The organism is Mesorhizobium yinganensis (assembly GCF_040081985.1).
Lineage (GTDB): Bacteria > Pseudomonadota > Alphaproteobacteria > Rhizobiales > Rhizobiaceae > Kumtagia > Kumtagia yinganensis.
Genome location: NZ_JBEBMH010000002.1, coordinates 45,422 through 67,227, shown reverse-complemented (window position 1 = coordinate 67,227; position 21,806 = coordinate 45,422). Strand labels below are relative to the sequence as shown.

The window sequence follows — 21,806 nt, the reverse complement described above, 5'->3', positions numbered from 1 at the left end:
TGCCGCAGTGTGTTTTGCCACCCGCCATGGCAAGCAGCCGGTTCGTTGTTCTCCAAAGCGCCAGCCCAACCCATGACGGCAGAAAATCCGCCGACATCCGAACCCTCCGATATGCCCGTCGCGGCCATCGCCGGCATCATCGCGACCGTGGCTGTGTTTGCGATCAGCCAGGGGCTTAGCTATCCGCTGCTCAGCTTCATCCTGCAACGGCAAGGTCTGTCGCCGGCGATGATCGGCATATCGGCCGCCATGACGCCGCTCGGCTTCATCGTTTCGTCTTTCTTCATACCGGCCTTGTCGCGGCACTTCGGGGCGGCGCGGCTGGCGTTGGCCTGCGCGGCGTCGGCGGCCCTGTTGCTGGCTGCTATCGCCACGTGGCAGGACGTATGGGCGTGGTTTCCGTTGCGCTTTCTGATCGGCTTCGCCGCCAACCCGCTCTATGTGATCAGCGAGACGTGGATGATCGCCATGGCGCCACCTGCGAGGCGCGGCCGGCTGATGGGCATCTATGCGTCGGTCGTGTCGGCGGGTTTCGCCATCGGGCCGCTGACGCTGACCCTGGCCGGCACGGAAGGTTGGCCGCCCTTCCTCGTCGGCATCTCCGCCTTCGTGCTCTGCGGCGCGATCCTGTTGGCCGTGCTGCCGCGCATGCCCGAAATGCGGGACGAGAAGCAGCCGACCTCGGTCGCGGGTTTCGTGCTGGTCGCGCCGCTGCTGATGTTTGCGGTGTTCACCGCGGCCGCCTTCGAGCAGGCGCTGCTGGCGCTGTTTTCCGTCTATGGCGAGGCGCACGGCAGTTCGGAACAGAGGATTGCCACGCTGCTCACGGTTTTCATCGCCGGCAACGTCGTCCTGCAGATTCCGCTCGGCGCGTTGGCCGAGCGGCTTGGGGCGGATCGTGTCATGCTGCTCTGCGCATTGTTCGCGGCGGCCGGCTGCGCGCTGTTGCCGGTGCTGCTCCCCACGGTGCTGATCTGGCCGGTGACCTTCGTCTGGGGCGCCGTCGCCTTCGGGATCTACACGATGGGCCTGATCCAGCTTGGCGAGCACTTTTCCGGCGCGATGCTGATGACCGGCAACGCCGCCTTCGCGCTGGCGTGGGGCGCCGGCGGCATCGCCGGGCCGCCATTTACCGGTACGGTCATGGACCTGATCGGCGTGCAGGGACTGCCCCTTGCACTGGCCTTGCTGTGCGGCGCGCTGGCGGCGGGTATTGTTGCAAGCCTCTCGTCGCGGAGGAGCACGGCCGGTGATTGAGGCTGTCGAGCACGCCAAGACTGAGAGTCCCTTGAGATGGGGTGCGCTCTCTGGCGTCACGGCCGCTCTGGCGGTGTTCGGCGCCGCGCAAGGGTTGAGCTATCCGCTGTTCACGATCCTGATGCAGCGGCAAGGCATGTCGCCCACACTGATCGGGGTCTCCGCCGCGATGATGCCGCTGGGGCTCATCCTGTCGGCGTCGCTGGTGCCGGGCGCGGTGCGCCTCTTCGGCGCGCGTAACCTTGCCGTCGGCTGCGCTATCGCGGGCGCGCTGTGCTTCCTAGCCATCGGCGCGCTGCAGAATGAATTTGCTTGGTTCGCTATCCGCTTCCTGATCGGATTCGTCATCAATCCGCTTTATGTGCTGGGCGAGGTCTGGGCGCTGGCGCTGGCCCCACCCTCGCAACGCGGCCGCGTGATGGGCGTTTTCAATTCGCTGATGGGCGCGGGTTACGCGGTCGGACCGCTGGCGCTGACTTTGGTCGGCACGGAAGGCTGGGCGCCGTTCCTGATCGGGATCGCGGGTTTTGTATCCTGCGCAGTCGTCCTCGGGCTCGTATCCTCGTCCTTGGCAGGCTTCGAGGCGGACGAGGAACCGTCCGGCGGGTTCTTTTTCTTCATGCGCGCCGCGCCAGCATTGCTCACGGCTGTCTTGGTGTCGGCGGCGACACAGCAAAGCACCTATTCGCTGATGCCGGTGTTCGGAAGTTCGTTCGGGCTGGCCGCGGCGACACTGGCCGCGCTGATCACCGCCTTGTCGATCGGCAACATCGTGCTTCAGATTCCGCTAGGGCTTGCGGCGGAAAAGCTTGGCGCGCGCTCCATGATCATCTTCTGTGCGGTGGCGACCGGAACATGTGCGCTGCTGCTGGGCCAATTCATCCTCACGCCGTTCATCTGGCCGCTTCTCGTAGTCATGGGAGGGGTTGGCTACGGCGTTTACACGATGGCGCTGGTGGAACTCGGAAACCGTTTCAAGGGCTCGGCGCTGGTTGCCGGCAATGCCGCCTTCGCGCTGCTTTGGGGTCTTGGCGGCATCGTCGGGCCGCCGAGCGCCGGCGCCTTGATGCAGGGGATAGGACCCTTCGGCCTGCCGATCGTCATAGCCGGCCTGACCGGCCTGCTGGTGGCGCTGGCGATCTATCGGTCGGCGCGCAGGCGATGGGCTTGAACCTTCGCGGGAAGCTCGACTACAGTCCAACCATGTTCCGAAACCGGCACCGCAGCGATGGTCATGCCTCGACGCCGTCGAGCCGGACCATCCATGCCGAATTGCTGCGCCTATGCGCCCGCATCGGTTATTCGCCGCCTGGCTCGTCTCGCTGAATTCTCCCCGGCGCCCGCCGGATTGAATCAAGACGAGAGGGTAACCCGATGACTTATCAGAACTATTCGCTAAAACAGTTGCAGCAGATCGATGCCGCGCATCATCTGCATCCGTTCACCGACCACAAGGAACTGCGCGCCGCCGGCAGCCGCATGATCGTGCGCGCCGACGGGCCATTCATCTACGATTCCGAAGGCAATGAGATTTTGGACGGCATGGCCGGCCTGTGGTGCGTCAATGTCGGCTACGGGCGCGACGAACTCGCCGAAGCCGCCTACAGGCAGATGAAGGAACTGCCTTATTACAACGCCTTCTTCCGCTGCTCGACGCCGACGCCGATCCTGTTGGCGAAGAAGATTGCCGAACTCGCGCCGAAGGGCGTCAATCAGGTGTTCTTCGGCTCGTCCGGCTCGGAATCCAACGATACGGCGCTCCGCCTGGTGCGCCACTATTGGGCGCTGGAGGGCAAGCCCGAGAAGAACCGCATCATCTCGCGCAAGAACGCCTATCACGGCTCGACCATCGCCGGCACGTCGCTGGGCGGCATGGAGCTTATGCACGGGCAACTCGGCGGCGCGGTTCCCAACATCGTGCATGTCATGATGCCCTATGCCTTCGAGCTGGCGCTGCCCGGCGAGAGCGACCATGAATTCGGTCTGCGGGCGGCGAAGGCCGTCGAGGACGCCATTCTCGAAGCCGGCGCCGACAAGGTCGCCGCCTTCATCGGCGAGCCTGTGATGGGGGCGGGAGGCGTAAAAATACCGCCGGCGAGCTACTGGCCCGAGGTGCAGCGCATCTGCCGCAAATACGACGTGCTCCTGATGCTCGACGAGGTGATTACCGGCTATGGGCGCACCGGCAATTGGTTCGCCGCCGAGACCTACGGCATCGAGCCGGATACGATCACCACAGCCAAGGCGCTGACCTCCGGCTACCTGCCGCTGTCCGCCCTGCTGGTCGGCGACCGGATCGCCAGAACGCTCGAAGAGAAGGGCGGCGAGTTCCACCACGGCTATACCTATTCCGGACATCCGGTGGCCTGCGCGGTCGGTCTCGCCAATCTCGAGATCATCGAGCGGGAAGGGCTGGTCGAGCGGGTGCGCGAAGACACCGGGCCGTATTTCGCAAAGATGCTGCAGGAGAAGGTGGCGGACCATCCGCTGGTCGGCGAGGTGCGCAGCATCGGCCTGATGGGCGCCATCGAGATCGTCAAGGACAAGGCGACGCGCGAGCGTTTCCTGCCTGCCGGCAGCGCCGCGGTCGTCATCCGCGACCACGCGATCGCGCAGGGCATGATGATGCGAGCGACCGGCGACACGATGATCCTGTCGCCGCCGATCATGTGGACGCGCGACACGATTGATATGGCAGGCGACCGGATCGCGAAGGCCCTGGATCTTGCCTTCGCGGATTTGAGCAAGGCGAAGTAACCAGGCGCGGCGTTGCAATTCAACGGGGGCGGAGCTTCGGCTTCGCCCCGAAACATTTCAAATCGGAGAAAGTGGATGTCGGGCAAGGCGCTGGTGACTTTGGTGGAATACGAGATGGCAGACGCCGAGGTGCGGGCCGTCTATGACGACATCATGGAGACCCGAAAATCCGACTGGATCAACAATTTCTGGAAGGTGCTGGCGCATGACCCGGCTCTGCTCAAGCGCACGTGGGAATCGATCAAACAGGTGATGGCGCCCGGCGCGCTCGATCCGCTGACCAAGGAACTGATCTACATCGCCGTCTCGGCAACCAATGGCTGCGAATACTGCACCTATTCGCACACGGCCGGTGCGCGCGCCAAGGGCATGACCGAAGAGCAGTTCATGGAAGTGCTTTCGGTGGTCGGCATGGCCAATGAAACCAATCGGCTGGCCAATGCGTTGCGTCCTCCGGTCGATGTGCAATTCCAGCCACACGACTGATCGGACGTTCGACTTTCCGCTGTCTATCCAAACTATTGCAATCGATTCCGAAGCTTCTGGGGGATGTTCCATCATGGCAAGACGTCGCGCGGGAAATCTCCGCAATGCTGCCGAAGTGGCGTCCAACCTGATGCTGGCGCCGATGGTGATGTGGATGCGGATTCCGCTGCTTGCCAGTGAAACCAATGCCGGGGCGGGCGGCATAGAGACAATGAGGGCCGTAACCGAGAAAGGCATGGCGATGGCGCAAGGCATGGCCGCGGCGCAAGTGTCCGTGGCGGGCGCGGCCATGCGCTTCTGGCCCGAACTGCTGTCCGGCAGGACGCCGTCGATGCTGAACGGGGTGGCCGCCGAGCAGGCGATGCACGCGGCGCTGAAACCCGTGGGCAGGAGGGTCAAGGCTAACTATCGACGGTTGAGCGCGCGATCCAAGGGCACGTGACAGCGCGCCTGATAGTGGGTTCCGAGCGGAAGGGTTGGCGAACTGGAAAAACCGCGCCTTTCGATGGGCGAAAGGGCGCGGTCTTGCCAAAATACGCATGGCCTTCGCTACGCATTACACTGCGAAGATGACGGCTCCGGTACGCAATACCTGATCCGGAGCGTGAGAGCGGCTGCGATGACCGATCTGGGTTGTTTGTACCTGGATAGTCTTACCGCACGGTTAGCAAGAGCTTAAGCAAACCTAAACGCGCCTCTTTTCGACCTTAACAGAAGAGATTTCGCGATTACCCAACGTCACCGCGCAGCATGCGGATGATGCCGGAGAAATCGCTGCCGGCATGGCCGAGTCCCGAGAACAGCGCGTAGAGTTGCGCGGCCTGCGCGCCGAGCGGCGTGGCGACGCCGGAGGATTGCGCGGCCTCCTGCGCGAGCTTCAGATCCTTCAGCATCAGTGCCGCGGCGAAGCCGGGCTTGTAGTCGCGATTGGCCGGCGAACTGGGGACGGGGCCGGGCACCGGGCAATAGGTGGTCAACGACCAGCACTGGCCGGACGAAGTCGAGGCGACATCGAAAAGCGCCTGATGTGTCAGCCCGATCTTTTCGGCCAGCACGAAGGCTTCGGCGACGCCGATCATCGAGATGCCGAGCATCATGTTGTTGCAGATTTTCGCCGCCTGACCGGTGCCGGCCTCGCCGCAATGAACGATGCGACCGGCCATCGGCTTCAGCACAGGCTCGGCCTTGGTAAAGGCCTCGGCGCTGCCGCCCGCCATGAAGGTCAGCGTGCCGGCGACCGCGCCGCCGGTGCCGCCCGACACCGGGGCGTCGACTGAAAGCAGGCCCCGCCGCGCCGCGATACCGTGCGCCTTGCGCGCCGATTCGATGTCGATCGTCGAACTGTCGATCAGGAGCGCGCCGTCGGCGACGTTCGGCACGATGTCTTCATAGACCGAGACGACATGCTTGCCGGCCGGCAGCATGGTGATGACGATTTCGGCGTCCTTCACCGCCGCATGGGCGTTGGCCATGATGGCGACGCCGTGGTCCTTTGCCGTGGCGAGGTTTTCGGGGATCAGGTCAAACCCCTGTACCGCGTGCCCGGCCTTTACCAGATTGGCCGCCATCGGGTTGCCCATGTTGCCGAGGCCGATGAATGCGATGGTTGGCATGTGCGTGCTCCTGAATGGCGGTGGAAAGGGCAGTAGGGCAGTAGGGCAGTAGGGCAGTAGGGCAGTAGGGCAGTAGGGTTAGTCGTTCGAGAGCCTTCGGATCAGAAGGCGCAGCAATTTTCCGACGCTCTCACTGCTGGTTAGCAAGGGGCCGATTCCATCGCGCGATGCGATGCCTATGCGTTGTGCGATCAATAGATGCGTCTCCAGCTCTTTTAACGATCCTTGCGCGATCCTCAGGAACTGCTGATAGGAGCCAACATTTTCCCTGCCATATCCTTCGGCGATGTTGGCGGGAACGGACGTGGCCGCCCTACGAGCTTGCCTGGTTAACCCGTAGACTTCGTCCCTCGGCCAGTTGCTTGTCGTTTCGTACACGGCCACAGCCAAATCTATCGCCTGTTGCCAGACGACCAGGTCCCTGTAAGAATCGATCTTCTCGGGCATCCTTTTCCTACTGCCCTACTGCCCTACTGCCCTACTGCCCTACTGCCCTACTGCCCTAGATCTACTTCCCCACCAACGTCCTCGCCACGATCATCCGCATGATCTCATTGGTGCCTTCGAGAATTTGATGGACGCGCAGGTCGCGCACCAGTTTCTCGATGCCGTAGTCGTGGAGATAGCCGTAGCCGCCGTGGACCTGCAGCGCGTCGTTTGCCACCTGGAAGCCGATGTCGGTGACAAAGCGTTTTGCCATCGCCGACCATTTGCCGGCTTCTGGGCTTTTTGCATCGAGTTTTGACGCGGCGGCATAGAGGAAAATTCTTGCCGCCTGCAACTCCGTCTCCATGTCGGCCAGCTTGAACTGCAGCGCCTGGAACTCACGGATCGCCTTGCCGAATGCCTTTCGCTCGCCGGCATAGGCGACAGCCTTGTCCAGCGCCGACTGGGCGCCGCCGAGCGAGCAGGCGCCAATGTTAAGGCGTCCGCCGTCCAGTCCGGCCATGGCGATCGAAAATCCGGCGCCTTCCTCGGAGAGGCGATTTGCAACCGGCACGCGGCAATCCGAAAAAATCACCTGGCGGGTCGACTGCATGTGCCAACCCATCTTGTGCTCCAGCCCCCCGAAGGAGAGCCCCGGCGTGCCCTTCTCGACCACCAGCGTCGAGATGCCCTTCGGTCCATCGGCGCCGGTGCGGACCATGACGACGTAGACGTCACTGTCTCCTGCGCCGGAAATGAACTGTTTCGTACCGTTCAGCACATAGTGGTCGCCTTCACGAACGGCGCGTGTCTTCAGCGCCGCGGCATCGGAGCCGGAACCGGGCTCGGTGAGGCAATAGCTGGCGAGCCACTCCATGGTTGTCAGCTTCGGAAGGAAACGCTGGCGCTGTTCCTTGCTGCCGAACCGGTCGATCATCCAGGCGCCCATATTGTGGATGGAGATGAAGGAGGCGAAGCCCGGGCAGGCACGTGACAGCGCCTCGAAGACAAGCACGGCATCCAGGCGCTTCAGGCCGGAGCCGCCGACATCGTCGCGGACATAGATTCCGCCAAAGCCCAGCGGACCGGTCTCCCTGATCACGTCCGCCGGGAAATGCCGCTTGCTGTCCCAGTCGAGCGCGTTCGGCGCCACACGGTCGGCGGCAAAAGCCTCCGCCATCTCCTTGATGGCACGCTGATCCTCGGAAAGATCGAATTGCGTGGCGGCCGGATCGACTGCGGTGTCCATGGGCGTCCTCCCGACGTTTTTGGCTATGCCTCGGCCTCAATCTAGACCAATGATGCCGCCGCGCAAACCGGCCAGGCCGCGCATCGGTTGTGCGAAAATTATAGATCGAGGTTTGCGTGACTGCGACTGCTGCAAGGCTGCTCCAGGCTTTCCTGGGCTATCTGACCGAAATCTCGGATCGGCTGCCGCCGAGGTTTTTCGCGGCCTTGGATAATGCGATGGAGGAACGGGCGCTAACTCCGAATCGGCTGGCATGCCTTGGTCATCTCGACAGGATCGTCGAGATAGCGCCGACGCCGGGTGAAGCGTTGGCAACTGTTGTCGCAATGCAGCGCGACCAGTTCTGCTGGGGCCAGACCTACACGGCCGCCGATTTCGGCCAGAACTTCGTCGACAATTATGGCTGGCTCGAAGTTCTCGGCTCGCGCGGGCATTTTGTGCATGACGATATCGCGGCAGGATTCCTCATCCTCGGGCCGCACGCGCATTATCCCGATCACCATCACATTGCAGAAGAGATCTACGTTCCGCTGACCGGTGGCACCGAATGGCGCAAGGGCGTTGGTGATTTTGTGGTTCGCGAGGCAGGTGACATCATCCACCACCCGTCCAACGTCAATCACGCCATGCGGACCGGCGACGATCCACTGCTCGCCGTCTATCTGTGGCGCGGAGGGCCGCTGGCGCAGCGCTCGGTCATCGGCGAGGGACGCTGAGCATGGCACGTGCGATCATGCTTCAGGGAACCGGCTCGGATGTCGGCAAGACGGTGCTGGTCGCGGGGCTCTGCCGCGCGGCGCTAAGGCGCGGGCTGAAGGTAAAGCCGTTCAAGCCGCAGAACATGTCGAACAACGCCGCGGTGGCCGACATTCCCGGCGAGGCCGGTGGCGGCGAGATCGGCCGTGCGCAATGGCTGCAGGCGATTGCCTGCGGGGTCGCGCCCTCGGTGCACATGAACCCGGTGCTGCTGAAGCCGCAAAGCGACATCGGCTCGCAGATCATCGTTCAGGGAAAAATGTTCGGCCAGGCGAAGGCGCGGGACTACCAGGCACTGAAACCCAAGCTGATGGATGCCGTGATGGAGTCTTGGGCCAAGGTCGGGGAGGGTGCCGACCTCGTCATCGTCGAGGGCGCGGGCTCGCCGGCGGAGATCAACCTTCGGCCGCGCGACATCGCCAATATGGGCTTTGCGACGCGCGCCAACGTTCCGGTCGTCCTGGTCGGCGACATCGACCGCGGCGGGGTGATCGCGTCGGTGGCCGGCACGCATCTCATCCTGCCGGACGAAGACCGGAGAATGATTGCCGGTTATCTCATAAACAAGTTCCGCGGCGATGCCTCGCTGTTCGACGACGGAATCAAGGCGATCCAGGGTTTCACCGGCTGGCGCTGTTTTGGCGTCGTGCCTTGGCTGAAGGCGGCCGCAATGCTGCCGTCCGAGGATTCGGTCGTGCTCGAGAGGCTGGCGGCCGGCGAGCGGCGGGCTCTCAAGATCGCGGTGCCGATGCTGGCGCGCATCGCCAATTTCGACGATCTCGATCCGTTGAAGGCCGAGCCACAGGTGGAGGTCGTGTTCGTCCCGCCCGGCGAGCGGTTGCCGCAGGATGCCGGGTTGGTCGTCATCCCAGGCTCGAAATCGACGATTGGCGACCTGATCGAATTTCGCAAGAATGGCTGGGACGATGACCTTAAGGCTCACCGCCGGCGCGGCGGCCATGTGGTCGGCGTCTGCGGCGGGTTCCAGATGCTCGGCCACGTCGTGCGCGATCCAGATGGCATTGAGGGCAGCGTGCGTGAGACGCCGGGGCTCGGCCTGCTCGATATCGAGACAGTGATGGAGCCGGAAAAGACAGTGCGCAACGTGACCGCGCGGTCGCTCGCCTTCGATGCGCCGCTGTCCGGCTATGAGATCCATCTTGGCCGCACCTTTGGCCCGGATTGCCTGCGTCCTGCGACGCTGATCGGCGGTGTCGAGGATGGCGCGACCTCCGCCGACGGAAAAGTGTTCGGCACCTACATGCACGGATTGTTTCACGCCGACCTGTTCCGCACCCGCTTGCTGGAAAGTCTCGGCGTCAAGGGCGGCGGCATCGACTATCGCGCGGAGGTCGAGCGCGCACTGGACGACGTGGCTGCGGAACTGGAGAAGCGTCTCGACTGCGATGCGGTTTTTGCGTTGGCGCGGTAAGAACGGAAAAGTATCCGAGCCATAACGACTTGCGGAACGAAAGCATTGGCAGCAAGATAAGCTCGCACCGATTAGGGAGGGTTATTATGTCCGATAGTAAGAACCTCACGAATTTGAAGGCTGCTTATGCCGCTTGGGGCAAGAGCAAGTTGACGGCTAATGTCAGTCAGCTAGAGGCGCTTATGGCAGAGAATTTCCGTATTGCCAGCGTCGAACAGGCGACGCCAGGTTTAGAGTTTGCGATGGGTCGCATGGAGAAATCAGCTTCGGTTGCCTATCTCAATGGAATATTTGACGAATGGGAAATGGTTCACTTCACGCCGGAGACCTACGTAGAGCAAGGTGACAAAATCGCAATGTTCGGCAAATGTGCGTATAAGCACAAAATAACCGGTAGGAAGGCTGAGTGTCGCATTTCCAATCTATGGGAGTTTAAGGACGGCAAGGCCGTTTCTATGATCGATCTGTTCGATTCCGCCAAAGCGGTGGCAGCCGCCACCCCTTAGTCATCCGAGTTCGAGTAGGTTCGGCCCTTCTCCTCGAACCATTTTACGATGCCCTGCATGTTCGTCTCAAACCCGCCGGGCACGAAGACGTTGAAAGGGCCCGCCGGCTTGCCGGTGCGGTTGGCGAAGTCGTGGGTCGTGCCGGCCGGAATGAAGACGAATGAACCGCGCTGGGCGTCGATCCAGCGGTCGCCGACCATCACCAAGGCGGTGCCCTCGATGACGTAGAAAATCTCGTCATTGGCTTCGTGGCTGTGAGCGCCGGGGCCGGCGCAGTGGGGCTCGACCCACCATTCCGAGACCGAACAGCGGTTGCCGGTCTCGGCACCGTCCGCCTTGAAGACGGCACGCATCGCCGGCATGGCATAGCAGCGGCCCTCGCCGGGGCCGAGCACGATCGGGGTGACGGGAGCGGTCATAGCATTCACGCCTTGTCAGTCGGCTTGGGCCAATAGGTGCCGAAGGACCAGATATTGCTTTCCGGATCGACGCAGACGAAATCGCGGCTGCCATAGTCGCGGTCGGTCGGCTCCTCCAGGATTCCTGCGCCGGCGGCCTTGGCGCGGGCGTAGACGGCGTCCGTATCGTCGACGGCGACATAGACGCTCTTGCCGCCATTTTCGCCGGGTCCGCCAACCATCGCGCCGTACCGGTCGTCGCGCACGCTGCCGAGCATGATCATCGACGAGCCGAAGCTCATCTGCGCATGGGCGACGTGATCGCCGTCCATATATTTTGCGTGAACGGCAAAGCCGAAAGCCTCCTCCAGCCACTCGATCATCTTGGCGGCGTCGTGGTAGCGGAAAGTCGGGTAGATGCGGGGCGGTTCGATTGCCTTGTCGGTCATGTCTTTCTCCTGTGGCTCACCTGCTTTGGTAAGCCACGATGGGGCGCATCGGTTGCCGGGTCTTGAAGGAATGTAACGTCAGGCAAAATCCTCGGCCCGCCACGCTGCCGGCGAGAGGCCGGCCATTGCCTGGAACTCGCGGGTGAGATGCGCTTGGTCGGCGTAGCCGCAGCCGGCGGCGATGTCAGCCCAGCCTTCCCCGCCGGAGCGCGCCGCTGCCAGCGCACGGTTGAACCGTACGATACGGGCGATCGATTTCGGCCCAAGGCCGACCTCGGCGTTGAAGCGGTCGGCGAGGTGTTTTCTGCTCCAGCCGATGCGCGCTGCCAGCCGCGATATAGGCGCCCGGCCTCCAGAGATTTCGATATGGCCGAACACCTCGCGCACTTCCGCCGCCGGGGTTTTCGCGGCGTCGATACGGGCGGATACGAAGTCGATGACCAGTGCGAAGCGAGTCCGCCAGTCCGGTGCATTGCCGAGGCGCTCGCGCAACGCCGCACCTTCGTTGCCGAGCACGTCGTCCAGCAGCACCATGCGGTCGGCGAGTTCATGCATCGGCAGCTTGAAGAACCGCCGGGCGCCCAGCGGTGAAAAATCGATCTGCAGGCAGTGGGAAGCGCCGAAGGATTCGATCAGCACCGGACCGGCATAGAGGCCGGCTGCAAAGCTGGCGATGCGGTCGGCTTCGCTTGGCGCGCGACCGAGGCCGATGTAAAACGGCTCGCCGAAGCTGATGATCAGGGGAACGGTCAGCGAAGCGGTCTCGCGCGTGCGGATATGCCGGCGCGCCATTTCGCGGTAACCGACGATGCGCGTGACGATGCCGCGCAGCAGGCCGCCCGGACGGGTTTCGACCATCTCGAACGCGCCGACATCTGGCTGGATCGGCGAGGGCATGCGCTGAGGCTAGCAAGCCGGGGCGGATGCGTCAAAACAAAGCCGCCGGTCGCTTGGTCGGGCATGTACGGCCAGCCGTGATCGCGCCGCGCGGTCGCTACAGGCCACGCCTGCCGAAGCTTGCCGGCTTCGGCCGAGTGAGGCCCGCCGACCGGCGAACAACGGCTGGCGCCGACGCTTGCGGAGGCTCGACGTTGCGCTCCGCCTTCATGGCGCGGCTTTGGCGGGGCGACTCGTCTCTCAGTTCCGAGCCGTCGAGGAACGACACGTCGAGCGCCCGTCGCTGGCCGTAGCTGTTGCTGCCGCCCGTCCCGCTCAGGAAGCCGCATTCGACCAGTTGCCAGATGCCGCCGATGAACGGAATGAAGACGATCAGGAACCAGAAGCCTGATTTGTCGCGGTCATGATAGCGCTTCACCGTCGCTGCGACATTGATCCAGCAGCAAAAGACGAAAAGGACGAGGAAGGACAGCAGGAATGTCACGCCTTGCTCGCGTGCAAGCCTTCTGGCTGCATCCTCGCTCAATGACGACAGGCTGCTGCCAAGAGCGTAGGCGGAGCCAACCAGCAGCACGCCCACGATCAACTGTATCGACCACCATTGAAGACGGCCAAACCGGCCCTTTAGGCTGAAAAGATAATTCATCGCACACATCCCCGCGCAGATCGGCGACGATCAAACCCGAGGACTGCAAAGGATTCACTGAACAGAAGCCGATTCCGAGCAAGCAGAGCGGCATTTCGCAACCTACGGTAACCGCGAGGATAAAAGGATCGATAAGCTGAGCCTTTCCTGCTGTCGGTCTTGGCTGAGCCGTTGGCGGCCGCTCAAAATCCCAGCATGACCCGCAGCGGGTGGGTGGGATCGGCAAGCAGTCGGATGGCGAGCGCCACGCAGGTAACCACCAGCAGCGGTTTTATCAGCCGCGCGCCGATTCTTACCGCCAGCCCGGCGCCGAGGCGCGCCCCGAGGATCTGCATCGCCGCCATCATCAGCCCGATCTTCCAGCCGACGACGCCGGCCAGCGCGAAGACGGCGAAGCCGCCGACGTTCGATCCGAAATTGAGCAGCTTGGTGTGCGCCGTGGCCTTCAGCACGCCGCAGCCGGCGAGCGTCACGAAGGCGAGCATTAAAAAGGAGCCGGTGCCGGGGCCGAACACGCCGTCATAAAAACCCGATCGCCGGCACCACCATCAGCCCGAACAGGGCTTCAGCCGCTCGGAGCGGTCGACATCGTCCATGTTGGGCTTCAGCGCAAAGAAAAGTGCGATGGCGATCAGCACGAGGCAGCACGCTCGCGAGCACGGCGCCCAGCGCGCCACCTAGAAAGGCCGGCAGCGCCATCGGGGCCTGCTTTCGCAGATCGACCTGGCCTTTCGAGGCGTAAGCGAGCGTCGCGGCGCCTGTGCCGAACAGGCCTTGCAATTTGTTCGTGCCGAGCGCCTCGGCCGGCGAAAATCCAGCGAGCAGCAGCGCCGGCAAGGCGATCAGTCCACCGCCGCCGGCGATCGAATCGATGAAGCCGGCCGCGAACGCGGCGAAGGCGAGCAGCAGGGCGGTCTCGCTGGGAAGATCGAACAAGGCGGGGCTTTCAGTTGACTGTCTTCGGTCACGCGGCGGCAGTTTGCGCAAAGCGGATTTCGCGCTACGAAGAGAGCGGAGAGGCAGCCGTCGGCGGGGCGCTGTATATGTCGAACCCGGCCGCATGAATAGTCAGGGGAATTCGGGATGGCGCAGGGACTTCTGTCGCGGTTCAGGAACATGTTCGAGGGCGATCCCGGCGTGCGCAAGGTGGCGGACGACCCTACGCTGTCGGCCGAGTTGCTTCTGCTTTTCCGCATGATTCTCGCGGATGGCGAGGTCAGCGACAGCGAGATCAAGACGTTTCGCCGCATCTGCCGCGATGCCTTCGGTATCGGCGAGGAGAGCATTGACGGCGTCGTCGAGTTCCTCAACGATTTCGGCTACGAGACCAGCGGCCAGCAGGCGCTGGCATTGTTCCAGGACCTAGACATAGACCGCCGCAAACTTTTGGCGCGCCATATGGCCGACATCGCCAAGGCCGATTCGCGGCTGGCGGAGAAGGAAGTGCGGCTGCTGCGCCGCACGCTGGAGGTTCTGGGCCTCAGCCCGGTCGACGTGGTGCGCCCGCAGCCCTAGCGAATTTTGGGCATGGCGCGTCTTTTGCCGCTCACCCCTGCTCGCGCAGTTTGCGCGAGATCGCGCGTCTCAGGTCGGGCGCCGCATCGACCAGTGCCCTGGCCGCGTCCGATTGCGGATTGTCCAGCACGTGGGCGGTCGCGCCGCGCTCGACGATCCTGCCCTCGTGCATGACCAGCACGTCGTCGGTGATGGCGCGGGCGACCGTCAGGTCGTGCGTGATGAACAGGTAGGCGATGCCGAGCTTGCGGTTGAGGTCTGCGAAAAGGTCGAGGATCTGGGCGCGGATCGACACGTCGAGCGCCGAAACAGCCTCGTCCGCAACCACCAGTTTCGGCCGCGTGATGATGGCACGGGCGATCGACAGGCGCTGACGCTGACCGCCGGAGAATTCATGCGGATATTTCTGCATGTCGTGTGGCTTAAGCCCGACCTGATGCAGCGCATGCGCCACCAACTCGCGTCGCTTCAGCGGGTCGGGAGCGGGTTCAAGCAGCGACAGCGGCTCTGCGACCAGCCGCTCTACCCGGTGGCGTGGGTTGAACGAGCCGTAAGGGTCCTGGAACACCACTTGCATATTGCGCCGCGCCGTCCTCAGATCCGCCTCGCTTCGGCTGGTGATGTCCTCGCCCATGAAGCGGATCGTGCCCGACGTCACTTTGTCCAACGCCAGCACCAGCCGCGCCAGCGTCGACTTTCCACAGCCGGAGCGGCCGACCAGCGCTACTGAACGGCCCGGCGCGAGGCAGAACGATACATCGTCGACGGCGCGGAACATCGTTGGCTTGGCGAAGAGGGAATGGCGGTCGGCAGGGTAGTCGCGGGTGAGGGAAGTGACTTCGAGGAGGGGTGCGGCGCCGTCTCCCCCCTTGAGGGAGAGATGGCCTGAAGGGTCAGAGGGGGTTGCTGCGGCAGTGCGCCAACCTTCGGTGACCCCACCCCGGCTCGCCAGCTTCGCTTCGCTCAGCCGGATCGCCGACCCTCCCCCCAGGGGGGATGGTGAACGCCCCTCCGGCACATGCATCGAGGCCAGGGCGAGTTGCCGTGTATAAGGATGCTGCTGGGCGGCGAGTGTGCGCGCCGTCTCGCCGGTCTCCAGAATCTCGCCGCCGCGCATGATGGCGATCCGGTCGGACATTTCCGTCACCACGGCGAGGTCGTGAGAGATCAGCAGCAGGCCCATGCGGTTCTCGGCGACCAGTTCGCGCAGCAGCTCGAGAATCTGCGCCTGCAGCACGACATCCAGCGCCGTCGTCGGCTCGTCGGCGATCAGCAATTTCGGCTTTAGCGCGCAGGCGATGGCGATGACGACGCGCTGGCGCTGGCCGCCCGAAAGCTGGTGCGGATAACGCGACAGCGGAAATTTCTCCGCTGGCAGGCCGACGCGGTCGAGCATTATTCTCGCCCGCCCCTCGGCTTCGGCACGGCCGACACCGGCATGCCAGCGGATACCCTCCGCCACCTGCTCGCCGATGGTCTTCACCGGGTTCAGCGCCGTCATCGGCTCCTGGAACACCATGCCGATGTCGTTGCCGCGCAACCGGCACATCGCATCTTCGCCGGCACCAAGGATGTCGACACCGTTGAGTTTTATGCTGCCTATTGCCCGCGCGCCTTCCGGCAGCAGTTGCATGATTGCGAGCGCCGACATCGACTTGCCGGAGCCGGATTCGCCGACCAGTCCCAAAACCTCGCCGGGCTCGATCGCGAGATCGACGTCCTTCAGAATTTCCGTGTCGCCGATCGACAGCGACAGGTTCTCGATGGCAAGCAGGCTCATCGCCTCTGCCTCAGTTTCGGATCGAGCGCGTCGCTGACGCCGTCGCCGAGCAGGTTGAGGCCGAGCACGGTGACGATGATGGCAAGGCCAGGAAACAGCGCCAGCGACGGCATCACCATCATGCGCGTCTGCGCATCGAACAGCATTCGGCCCCAACTCGGCATCGGCGGCTGCGCGCCCAGCCCGACATAGGAAAGGCCCGCCTCGGCCAGAATACCTAGCGCGAACTGGATCGTACCCTGTACCAGCAGCATCGTCGCAATGTTGGGCAATATGTGCTCGACCGTGATGCGCGCCTTGCCCTTGCCTGCGGCGCGCGCCGCCAGGATGAATTCGCGCGGCCAGATGGCGAGCGCACCGGCCCGCGCCACGCGCGCAAACACCGGGATGTTGAAAATGCCGATGGCGATGATGGCGTTGACCGCGCCCGGCCCGAATACTGCGGTGATCATCACCGCCGACAGCAATGCAGGGAAGGCGAAGACGAGGTCGTTGAAACGCATGACGACCTCGTCCAGCCAGCCGCCGCGCGCCGCCGCGAGGCAGCCGAGCGGCACGCCGATGCCCATGCCGATGCCGACCGCGACCAGCGCCACGGCGATGGAGTTGCGCGAGCCGACCATGATCATCGACAGCACGTCGCGGCCGAACTGGTCGGTGCCGAAAAGATGCGTCGCCGACGGCGGCAACATGCGGTCGGCGACGACCAGTTTGGTCACGTCGTAAGGCGTCCAGAAGAAGGAGACCAGCGCCACCAATGCGACCAGTGCGGTGATGACGAAGCCAATGACGAAGGATCGGCTGGCTACGGCGCGGGCGAGGAAGGCGGAAAAGCCGTCATGCGCTGGGGTGGTGGAGAGTTCGGTCATGATTCGTCGGCCAGGCGAAGAGCGTGCGGCGCCGGCGCTCCACGACTGCCAAATGCCGCAAGAACACCCATCATCGCGCCCTCAGCCGTGGATCGACCAGTGCATAGGACAGGTCGACCAGCAGGTTGACCACGACGACGGTGGCGACCAGCAGCATCACCACGCCCTCCACCACGATCAGGTCGCGCTGTGTGATGGCCTGGAATACCAGCCGGCCGAGGCCTGGGAGATAAAACACGTTCTCGATGATGATGGTGCCAGCCAGCAGGAAGGAGAATTGCAAGCCGACGATGGTGAGCACGGGGATGAGCGCATTACGCAGCGCATGCCGCCACAGCACCGTGCCGAACGGCAGGCCCTTTGCGCGTGCGGTGCGGATATAGTCTTCACCAAGCACTTCGATCAGCGCCGAACGGGTGACGCGCGACAGGATCGCCGCCTGCGGCAGCGCCAAAGCGATGGCTGGCAGCAGCAGCGCCTTCAGTGCCGGCCAGATGCCGGCGCTCCAGCCGGGAAAGCCGCCCGCCGGCACGAGCCGCAGCCAGACGGCGAAGACGTAGATCAGCAGCAGTGCGAACCAGAAATTCGGGATGGCCACGCCCACTTGCGCAGCGCTCATCGACAGCGCATCGCCGGCGCGACCGCGCCGCTCGGCAGCGTACGCGCCGACCGGAATCGCAATGGCCACCGACAGGAGCAGCGAGATCAAGGCCAGCGGCAGCGAGACTGAGATTCGCTCTGTGATGAGGTCGATGACGGGGACGGAATAGGTGTAGGAGCGGCCGAAATCGAGCGTCGTCAACCCGCCGATCCAGTTGAAATAGCGGACGGGCAGCGGATGGTTCAGCCCCATCTGCTCGCGCAGCGCTTCGACTGCGTCAGGCGTCGCATTGATGCCGAGCATCAGCCGCGCCGGGTCGCCGGGCAAGACTTCCAGCACCGCGAAGACGACCAGCGAGGCGACCAGCAGCGTCACGATGGCAATCGAGAGGCGCTGGGCGAGGTAGGCGGTCATGGGAGCGCCAACGTTTCCCTCCCCCTTGAGGGGAGGGTGGCGAGCGCAGCGAGCCGGGAGGGGTCGCTGCGGCCATATTCGACGTTCATTCTTTGCGTCCCGCGCTGCCGCAATGACCCCACCCCGGCGCTTCGCGCCGACCCTCCCCTCAAGGGGGAGGGGGACCTCGTCGCTAGTCGACCCACTTGACCTTCGTCAAATCGTTGGCCTGGATCGGCGAGTTTTCCCACAGCCCCTCGACCTTGGCATCCCAGATGCCGATCTTCGGCAGCTCGAACAGGAATCCGTTGACGGCATCGTCGGCCAGGATCTTTTGCGCCTGCTGGTAGAGCGCGGTGCGCTTGGCGTCGTCGGCGGTGAGGTTCAGTTCCTCGATCACCTTGTCGAAGGCCGGGTTGTCATAGTTAAAATAATAGTCCTTGCGCGCGTAGATATCGATGTCGTTGGGCTCGGTGTGCGAGACGATCGACAGGTCGTAATTCTTGTCGGTGAAGACCTGGCTCAGCCAGTCGGCCCATTCGAGCGGGATGATCTCCAGATTGACGCCGATCTCGCGCAATTCGGATGCGATGATCTGGCCGCCGTCGCGGGCATAGGCCACTGGCGGCAGTTTCAGCGTCGCCGAGAATCCGTTCTCGAGACCGGCTTCCTTCAAAAGTTCCTTCGCCTTGGCGATGTCGTGCGGATAGGTGCCCGTCAGGTCGATATAGGCCTTGTTGGCAGGGGAGAAATGCGAGCCGATCGGCGTGCCGAGCCCGGACGAGGCGCCGTCTATGATCGCCTTGCGGTCTATCGCATGGGCGATGGCCTGGCGTACCTTCAACTGGTCGAAGGGCGGTTTCTTGTTGTTGGTGGCGAGGATGGTCTCGCCTTCGGTCGCGCCGATCACCACCTTGAAACGCGGATCGGCCTGCACCTGCGGCAGCGCGTCGCCGACATTCATGTTCGGGAAGGCCTGCACGTCGCCGGAAAGCAGCGCCGGGATCGCAGCCGCGGCATCCGGCACGATGCGGAACTCGGCGCGGTCGAGAAATGCCGGCTCGCCCCAGTAGTCGGGGTTCTTGACGATGGTGATCGCCGACCCCTTCGCCCAGTTGTCGAACTTGAACGGTCCGGTGCCGATCGGCTTTTCCTTGTTGGTCGCCGCACTTTCCGGCGCGACGATCACCGCGTCGCCCCAGCCCATATTGTAGAGGAATGCGCCCTGCGGGTTCTTCAGCGTCACCTTGACCGTTGCCGGGTCAACGACATCGACCGCCTCGATCGCGGCGAACAGGCCTTTTTGGGCGTTCGTCGAATCGGCCGCGCGGGCGCGGTCCAGCGAGAATTTTACGTCCTCGGCGTCGAAGGCGGAGCCATCATGGAATTTGACGTTCGTATGCAGCTTGAAGGTGTAGGTCTTGCCGTCCTCCGAAACCGTCCAGCTTTCGGCCAGTGCCGGAAGCACCTCGCCGGACGATCCGATGCGGGTCAGGCCCTCGAAGACGTTTGCGTAGAGCACCTCGTCGATGGCCGCCGCGGCACCTGCGGTCGGGTCGAGATGCGGCGGCTCCAGCGGCATGCCGAGCACGAGATCGGTGCGGGCCGCGAAAGCACCACTTGCGCTCAAGATCGTCAGCGTCGCCGCTGCGGCAAATGTCTTCCACGCTGTCATCGGCATTGCTCCCTTCGCCGGAAAAATTTTGCGGATAGAAGCCTGAATTCGGACCGGAGTAAATCGGCTTTCGGTTTGCCGGCCTGGCCGTGAAGGGAATGCGAATCCAATTTGCTGGCCCAAGAGGCTCTTCCGTTGCGCGCAGCGACAAAGGCATGCGGCGGCGATCTCGATGATCTATAAGCGCAGGCGAAGATGGAGGACCAGCCATGGATGCCGCAACGCTCAAGGCCCAGCAGGCGCCGTTGAAGAATGCCTATCGCGAGACGCCGGACGCGGCGCTGATCACGTTGCGCGCCAAGGGCTCGATCGACGACCAGGCGATCGCCTGCAAGGTCGAGACCGGCCGCGCCATCGCGGTGGCCGGCCTGCATCCGGCTACCGGCGGCAGCGGGCTGGAACTCTGCTCGGGCGACATGCTGCTGGAGGCGCTGGTCGCCTGTGCCGGTGTGACGCTGAAAGCCGTGGCGACAGCGCTGGAGTTCAAGCTTGCGGGCGCGACCGTCTCGGCGGAGGGCGACCTCGATTTCCGCGGCACGCTGGGCGTCGCCAAGGATGCGCCCGTCGGTTTCAGGGCGATCCGGCTGGCCTTCGACCTCGACACCGACGAGCCGCAGGAGCGCATCGATTCGCTGCTCAAGCTGACCGAGCGGTATTGCGTGGTGTTCCAGACGATCAATCAGCGGCCGGAACTATCGGTAACGGCAAGCCACGGCTAGCCAGCCTTGCCCCGCAGCAGCAGATCCAGCCCGATCGCCATGACCTGCGCCGACTGTACCATGTCGTCGATGCCCACCCATTCGTCCGGCCGGTGGGCCAGGTCGAGGATGCCGGGACCGTAGGCCACGCAGTCGTAGACATGGCCGATGCGCGCGATGTGCTTCTGGTCATACGTGCCGGGCGAGATGACATAGTCCGGCTCACGATCGAAGACGGCGCGGATGCCTTGCGCCAACGCTGAAGGCACCGGCTTGTCATGGTCCGTCATGATCGGGTGGACTTCCATGACGTCCTGGACGACGTAGTCGAATTTCGGCCGCTCGCGCTTCAGCCTTTCGAGGATGGACACCACTTCTTGCTTCACGTCGTGAAGATCCTCTTCCAGCAGGAAGCGCCGGTCGATGGTCAGCCGGCACGAATCCGGCACGTTGGGCGAGGGCAGGCCGGGTTTGAAGTCGTCGGTCTGGCCGCCATGCACGGAATTCAGGTTCAGCGTCGAGCGCCGTGCGCCCTCCGGCACCACCGGCATTTTTGTGCGCTTGCTGTCGAGCAGTGGGAACAGTTCAGCCTCGAAGGCGTCGAGCACGGCGCCCATGTGGCGCACCGCGCAGTCGCCGAGGAAGGGCATGGAGCCGTGCGCGATCTCGCCCTTTGTCTCGATCTCCGCCCACCAGACGCCGCGATGGCCGAGGCAGATGCGGTCCTTGTTCAACGGTTCGGGGATGATGACGTGGTCGACGCGCGGTTTTGAGAAAGATCCCTTCGATGCCAGATAGGCGACGCCGCCGAAGCCGCCCGACTCCTCATCGACCGTGCCGGAAATCTCGATGGCGCCGGCAAAATCCGGGTTGAGCTCGATATAGGCCTCGGCCGCGATGATGGCTGCCGCCAGCCCGCCTTTCATGTCGCATGCGCCGCGCCCGTAGACGCGCCCGTCCTTCACGACGCCGGCGAATGGGTCGACCGTCCAGTCATGGCCCGGTTCGACCACGTCGATATGGCCGTTGAAATGCACGGTCGGTCCGGGCGAACGGCCTTCGCGCCGCGCCACGACATTGGTGCGCGGATAGCGGTCCGAATCGCCCGGCGTGCCGACGCCCCGCACATAGTCGACGGCGAAGCCGCGCCGGCGCAGCCGCTCGCCCAGATATTCGGCGCAGGGCGTATAGGCCTCGCCCGGCGGATTTACCGTCGGAAAACGGATGAGGTCTATGGTGAGCGCAATAAGTTCGTCGCGGCGCGCGGCGACTGCGTCGATCAGTCCGTCGGTCATGAGCGGATTTGAGCAGGCAAGAAGGTGGTTTGGCAAGCGCCCGGCGACACAACCCAGGATGGGTCAATATTTTAACGAATAATCGCGAGGAATTGATCAAATGCGTGA

At 63.7% G+C, this 21,806-nt stretch carries 22 protein-coding genes and 1 pseudogene; 10 read left to right on the top strand and 13 right to left on the bottom strand.

The window, feature by feature from the left end; genetic code table 11:
* Positions 1–72: 72 nt before the first annotated feature.
* The 5 genes from ABMA59_RS03890 to ABMA59_RS03870 all read left to right on the top strand — a co-directional run bounded on the left by ABMA59_RS03890 (position 73) and on the right by ABMA59_RS03870 (position 4,942).
* On the top strand, positions 73–1,257 hold the full coding sequence (locus ABMA59_RS03890; RefSeq protein WP_349003996.1) for an MFS transporter: 1,185 nt from the start codon (positions 73–75) through the stop codon (positions 1,255–1,257).
* The gene (locus tag ABMA59_RS03885) at positions 1,253–2,428 is read left to right on the top strand and encodes an MFS transporter (protein ID WP_349004632.1); all 1,176 of its coding nucleotides are present in this window, start codon (positions 1,253–1,255) and stop codon (positions 2,426–2,428) included. The genes ABMA59_RS03890 and ABMA59_RS03885 overlap by 5 nt, the downstream gene beginning before the upstream one ends.
* A 203-nt stretch (positions 2,429–2,631) precedes the next feature.
* Entirely contained in the window at positions 2,632–4,014 is a 1,383-nt protein-coding gene (locus ABMA59_RS03880) for an aspartate aminotransferase family protein (protein ID WP_349003995.1), read from the top strand.
* Between the two features lie 75 nt (positions 4,015–4,089).
* A complete protein-coding gene (locus ABMA59_RS03875) occupies positions 4,090–4,500 on the top strand; it encodes a carboxymuconolactone decarboxylase family protein (protein WP_349003994.1) in 411 nt (136 codons plus the stop codon).
* 73 nt (positions 4,501–4,573) lie between these two features.
* Positions 4,574–4,942 (top strand): hypothetical protein, encoded by a 369-nt coding sequence (locus ABMA59_RS03870; RefSeq protein WP_349003993.1) that lies wholly within the window; start codon positions 4,574–4,576, stop codon positions 4,940–4,942.
* Between the two features lie 286 nt (positions 4,943–5,228).
* Here the strand turns inward: ABMA59_RS03870 and mmsB are convergent, their stop codons facing one another.
* The 3 genes from mmsB to ABMA59_RS03855 form a co-directional block, all read right to left on the bottom strand.
* The gene (gene mmsB / locus ABMA59_RS03865; protein ID WP_349003992.1) at positions 5,229–6,113 is read right to left on the bottom strand and encodes a 3-hydroxyisobutyrate dehydrogenase; all 885 of its coding nucleotides are present in this window, start codon (positions 6,111–6,113) and stop codon (positions 5,229–5,231) included.
* 78 nt (positions 6,114–6,191) lie between these two features.
* Entirely contained in the window at positions 6,192–6,560 is a 369-nt protein-coding gene (locus ABMA59_RS03860) for a four helix bundle protein (RefSeq protein ID WP_349003991.1), read from the bottom strand.
* A 61-nt stretch (positions 6,561–6,621) separates the two neighbouring features.
* Positions 6,622–7,788, bottom strand: a complete 1,167-nt coding sequence (locus ABMA59_RS03855) for an isobutyryl-CoA dehydrogenase (protein ID WP_349003990.1) — start codon at positions 7,786–7,788, stop codon at positions 6,622–6,624.
* Between the two features lie 116 nt (positions 7,789–7,904).
* Here ABMA59_RS03855 and ABMA59_RS03850 point away from each other — a divergent pair, with 116 nt between their 5' ends.
* The 3 genes from ABMA59_RS03850 to ABMA59_RS03840 all read left to right on the top strand — a co-directional run bounded on the left by ABMA59_RS03850 (position 7,905) and on the right by ABMA59_RS03840 (position 10,482).
* Positions 7,905–8,504: a dimethylsulfonioproprionate lyase family protein gene (locus ABMA59_RS03850; protein ID WP_425475861.1), complete on the top strand. Its 600-nt coding sequence runs from the start codon at positions 7,905–7,907 to the stop codon at positions 8,502–8,504.
* Positions 8,505–8,506: 2 nt separating this feature from the next.
* A complete protein-coding gene (locus tag ABMA59_RS03845; RefSeq protein WP_349003989.1) occupies positions 8,507–9,976 on the top strand; it encodes a cobyric acid synthase in 1,470 nt (489 codons plus the stop codon).
* 86 nt (positions 9,977–10,062) lie between these two features.
* A complete protein-coding gene (locus tag ABMA59_RS03840) occupies positions 10,063–10,482 on the top strand; it encodes a nuclear transport factor 2 family protein (protein ID WP_349003988.1) in 420 nt (139 codons plus the stop codon).
* Here the strand turns inward: ABMA59_RS03840 and ABMA59_RS03835 are convergent.
* The 5 genes and pseudogenes from ABMA59_RS03835 to ABMA59_RS03815 form a co-directional block, all read right to left on the bottom strand.
* Positions 10,479–10,901, bottom strand: a complete 423-nt coding sequence (locus ABMA59_RS03835) for a cupin domain-containing protein (RefSeq protein WP_349003987.1) — start codon at positions 10,899–10,901, stop codon at positions 10,479–10,481. The genes ABMA59_RS03840 and ABMA59_RS03835 overlap by 4 nt on opposite strands.
* A gap of 5 nt (positions 10,902–10,906) precedes the next feature.
* Positions 10,907–11,329 (bottom strand): VOC family protein, encoded by a 423-nt coding sequence (locus ABMA59_RS03830; protein WP_349003986.1) that lies wholly within the window; start codon positions 11,327–11,329, stop codon positions 10,907–10,909.
* A 78-nt stretch (positions 11,330–11,407) separates the two neighbouring features.
* Positions 11,408–12,226, bottom strand: a complete 819-nt coding sequence (locus ABMA59_RS03825; protein ID WP_349003985.1) for a helix-turn-helix domain-containing protein — start codon at positions 12,224–12,226, stop codon at positions 11,408–11,410.
* Between the two features lie 97 nt (positions 12,227–12,323).
* Complete coding sequence (locus tag ABMA59_RS03820) at positions 12,324–12,872, bottom strand: DUF805 domain-containing protein (RefSeq protein WP_349003984.1); 549 nt, start codon at positions 12,870–12,872, stop codon at positions 12,324–12,326.
* A gap of 182 nt (positions 12,873–13,054) precedes the next feature.
* Positions 13,055–13,808 (bottom strand): annotated as a pseudogene (locus ABMA59_RS03815) (TSUP family transporter).
* A 147-nt stretch (positions 13,809–13,955) separates the two neighbouring features.
* On the opposite strand from ABMA59_RS03815, the gene ABMA59_RS03810 reads away from it, so the two are divergent.
* Complete coding sequence (locus ABMA59_RS03810; RefSeq protein WP_349003983.1) at positions 13,956–14,387, top strand: tellurite resistance TerB family protein; 432 nt, start codon at positions 13,956–13,958, stop codon at positions 14,385–14,387.
* Positions 14,388–14,418: 31 nt separating this feature from the next.
* Here the strand turns inward: ABMA59_RS03810 and ABMA59_RS03805 are convergent, their stop codons facing one another.
* The 4 genes from ABMA59_RS03805 to ABMA59_RS03790 form a co-directional block, all read right to left on the bottom strand.
* Positions 14,419–16,167 (bottom strand): ABC transporter ATP-binding protein, encoded by a 1,749-nt coding sequence (locus tag ABMA59_RS03805; RefSeq protein WP_349003982.1) that lies wholly within the window; start codon positions 16,165–16,167, stop codon positions 14,419–14,421.
* Positions 16,164–17,036 (bottom strand): ABC transporter permease, encoded by an 873-nt coding sequence (locus ABMA59_RS03800; RefSeq protein ID WP_349003981.1) that lies wholly within the window; start codon positions 17,034–17,036, stop codon positions 16,164–16,166. The genes ABMA59_RS03805 and ABMA59_RS03800 overlap by 4 nt, the downstream gene beginning before the upstream one ends.
* A 70-nt stretch (positions 17,037–17,106) precedes the next feature.
* Positions 17,107–18,051, bottom strand: a complete 945-nt coding sequence (locus tag ABMA59_RS03795; RefSeq protein ID WP_349003980.1) for an ABC transporter permease — start codon at positions 18,049–18,051, stop codon at positions 17,107–17,109.
* 172 nt (positions 18,052–18,223) lie between these two features.
* Positions 18,224–19,705, bottom strand: coding sequence for an ABC transporter substrate-binding protein (locus tag ABMA59_RS03790; RefSeq protein ID WP_349003979.1), 1,482 nt, complete (start codon positions 19,703–19,705; stop codon positions 18,224–18,226).
* 209 nt (positions 19,706–19,914) lie between these two features.
* On the opposite strand from ABMA59_RS03790, the gene ABMA59_RS03785 reads away from it, so the two are divergent.
* A complete protein-coding gene (locus ABMA59_RS03785; protein WP_349003978.1) occupies positions 19,915–20,424 on the top strand; it encodes an OsmC family protein in 510 nt (169 codons plus the stop codon).
* Here ABMA59_RS03785 and ABMA59_RS03780 read toward each other — a convergent pair.
* On the bottom strand, positions 20,421–21,698 hold the full coding sequence (locus ABMA59_RS03780) for an acetylornithine deacetylase/succinyl-diaminopimelate desuccinylase family protein (protein ID WP_349003977.1): 1,278 nt from the start codon (positions 21,696–21,698) through the stop codon (positions 20,421–20,423). The two genes, ABMA59_RS03785 and ABMA59_RS03780, sit on opposite strands and share 4 nt — an antisense overlap.
* Positions 21,699–21,806: the final 108 nt, after the last annotated feature.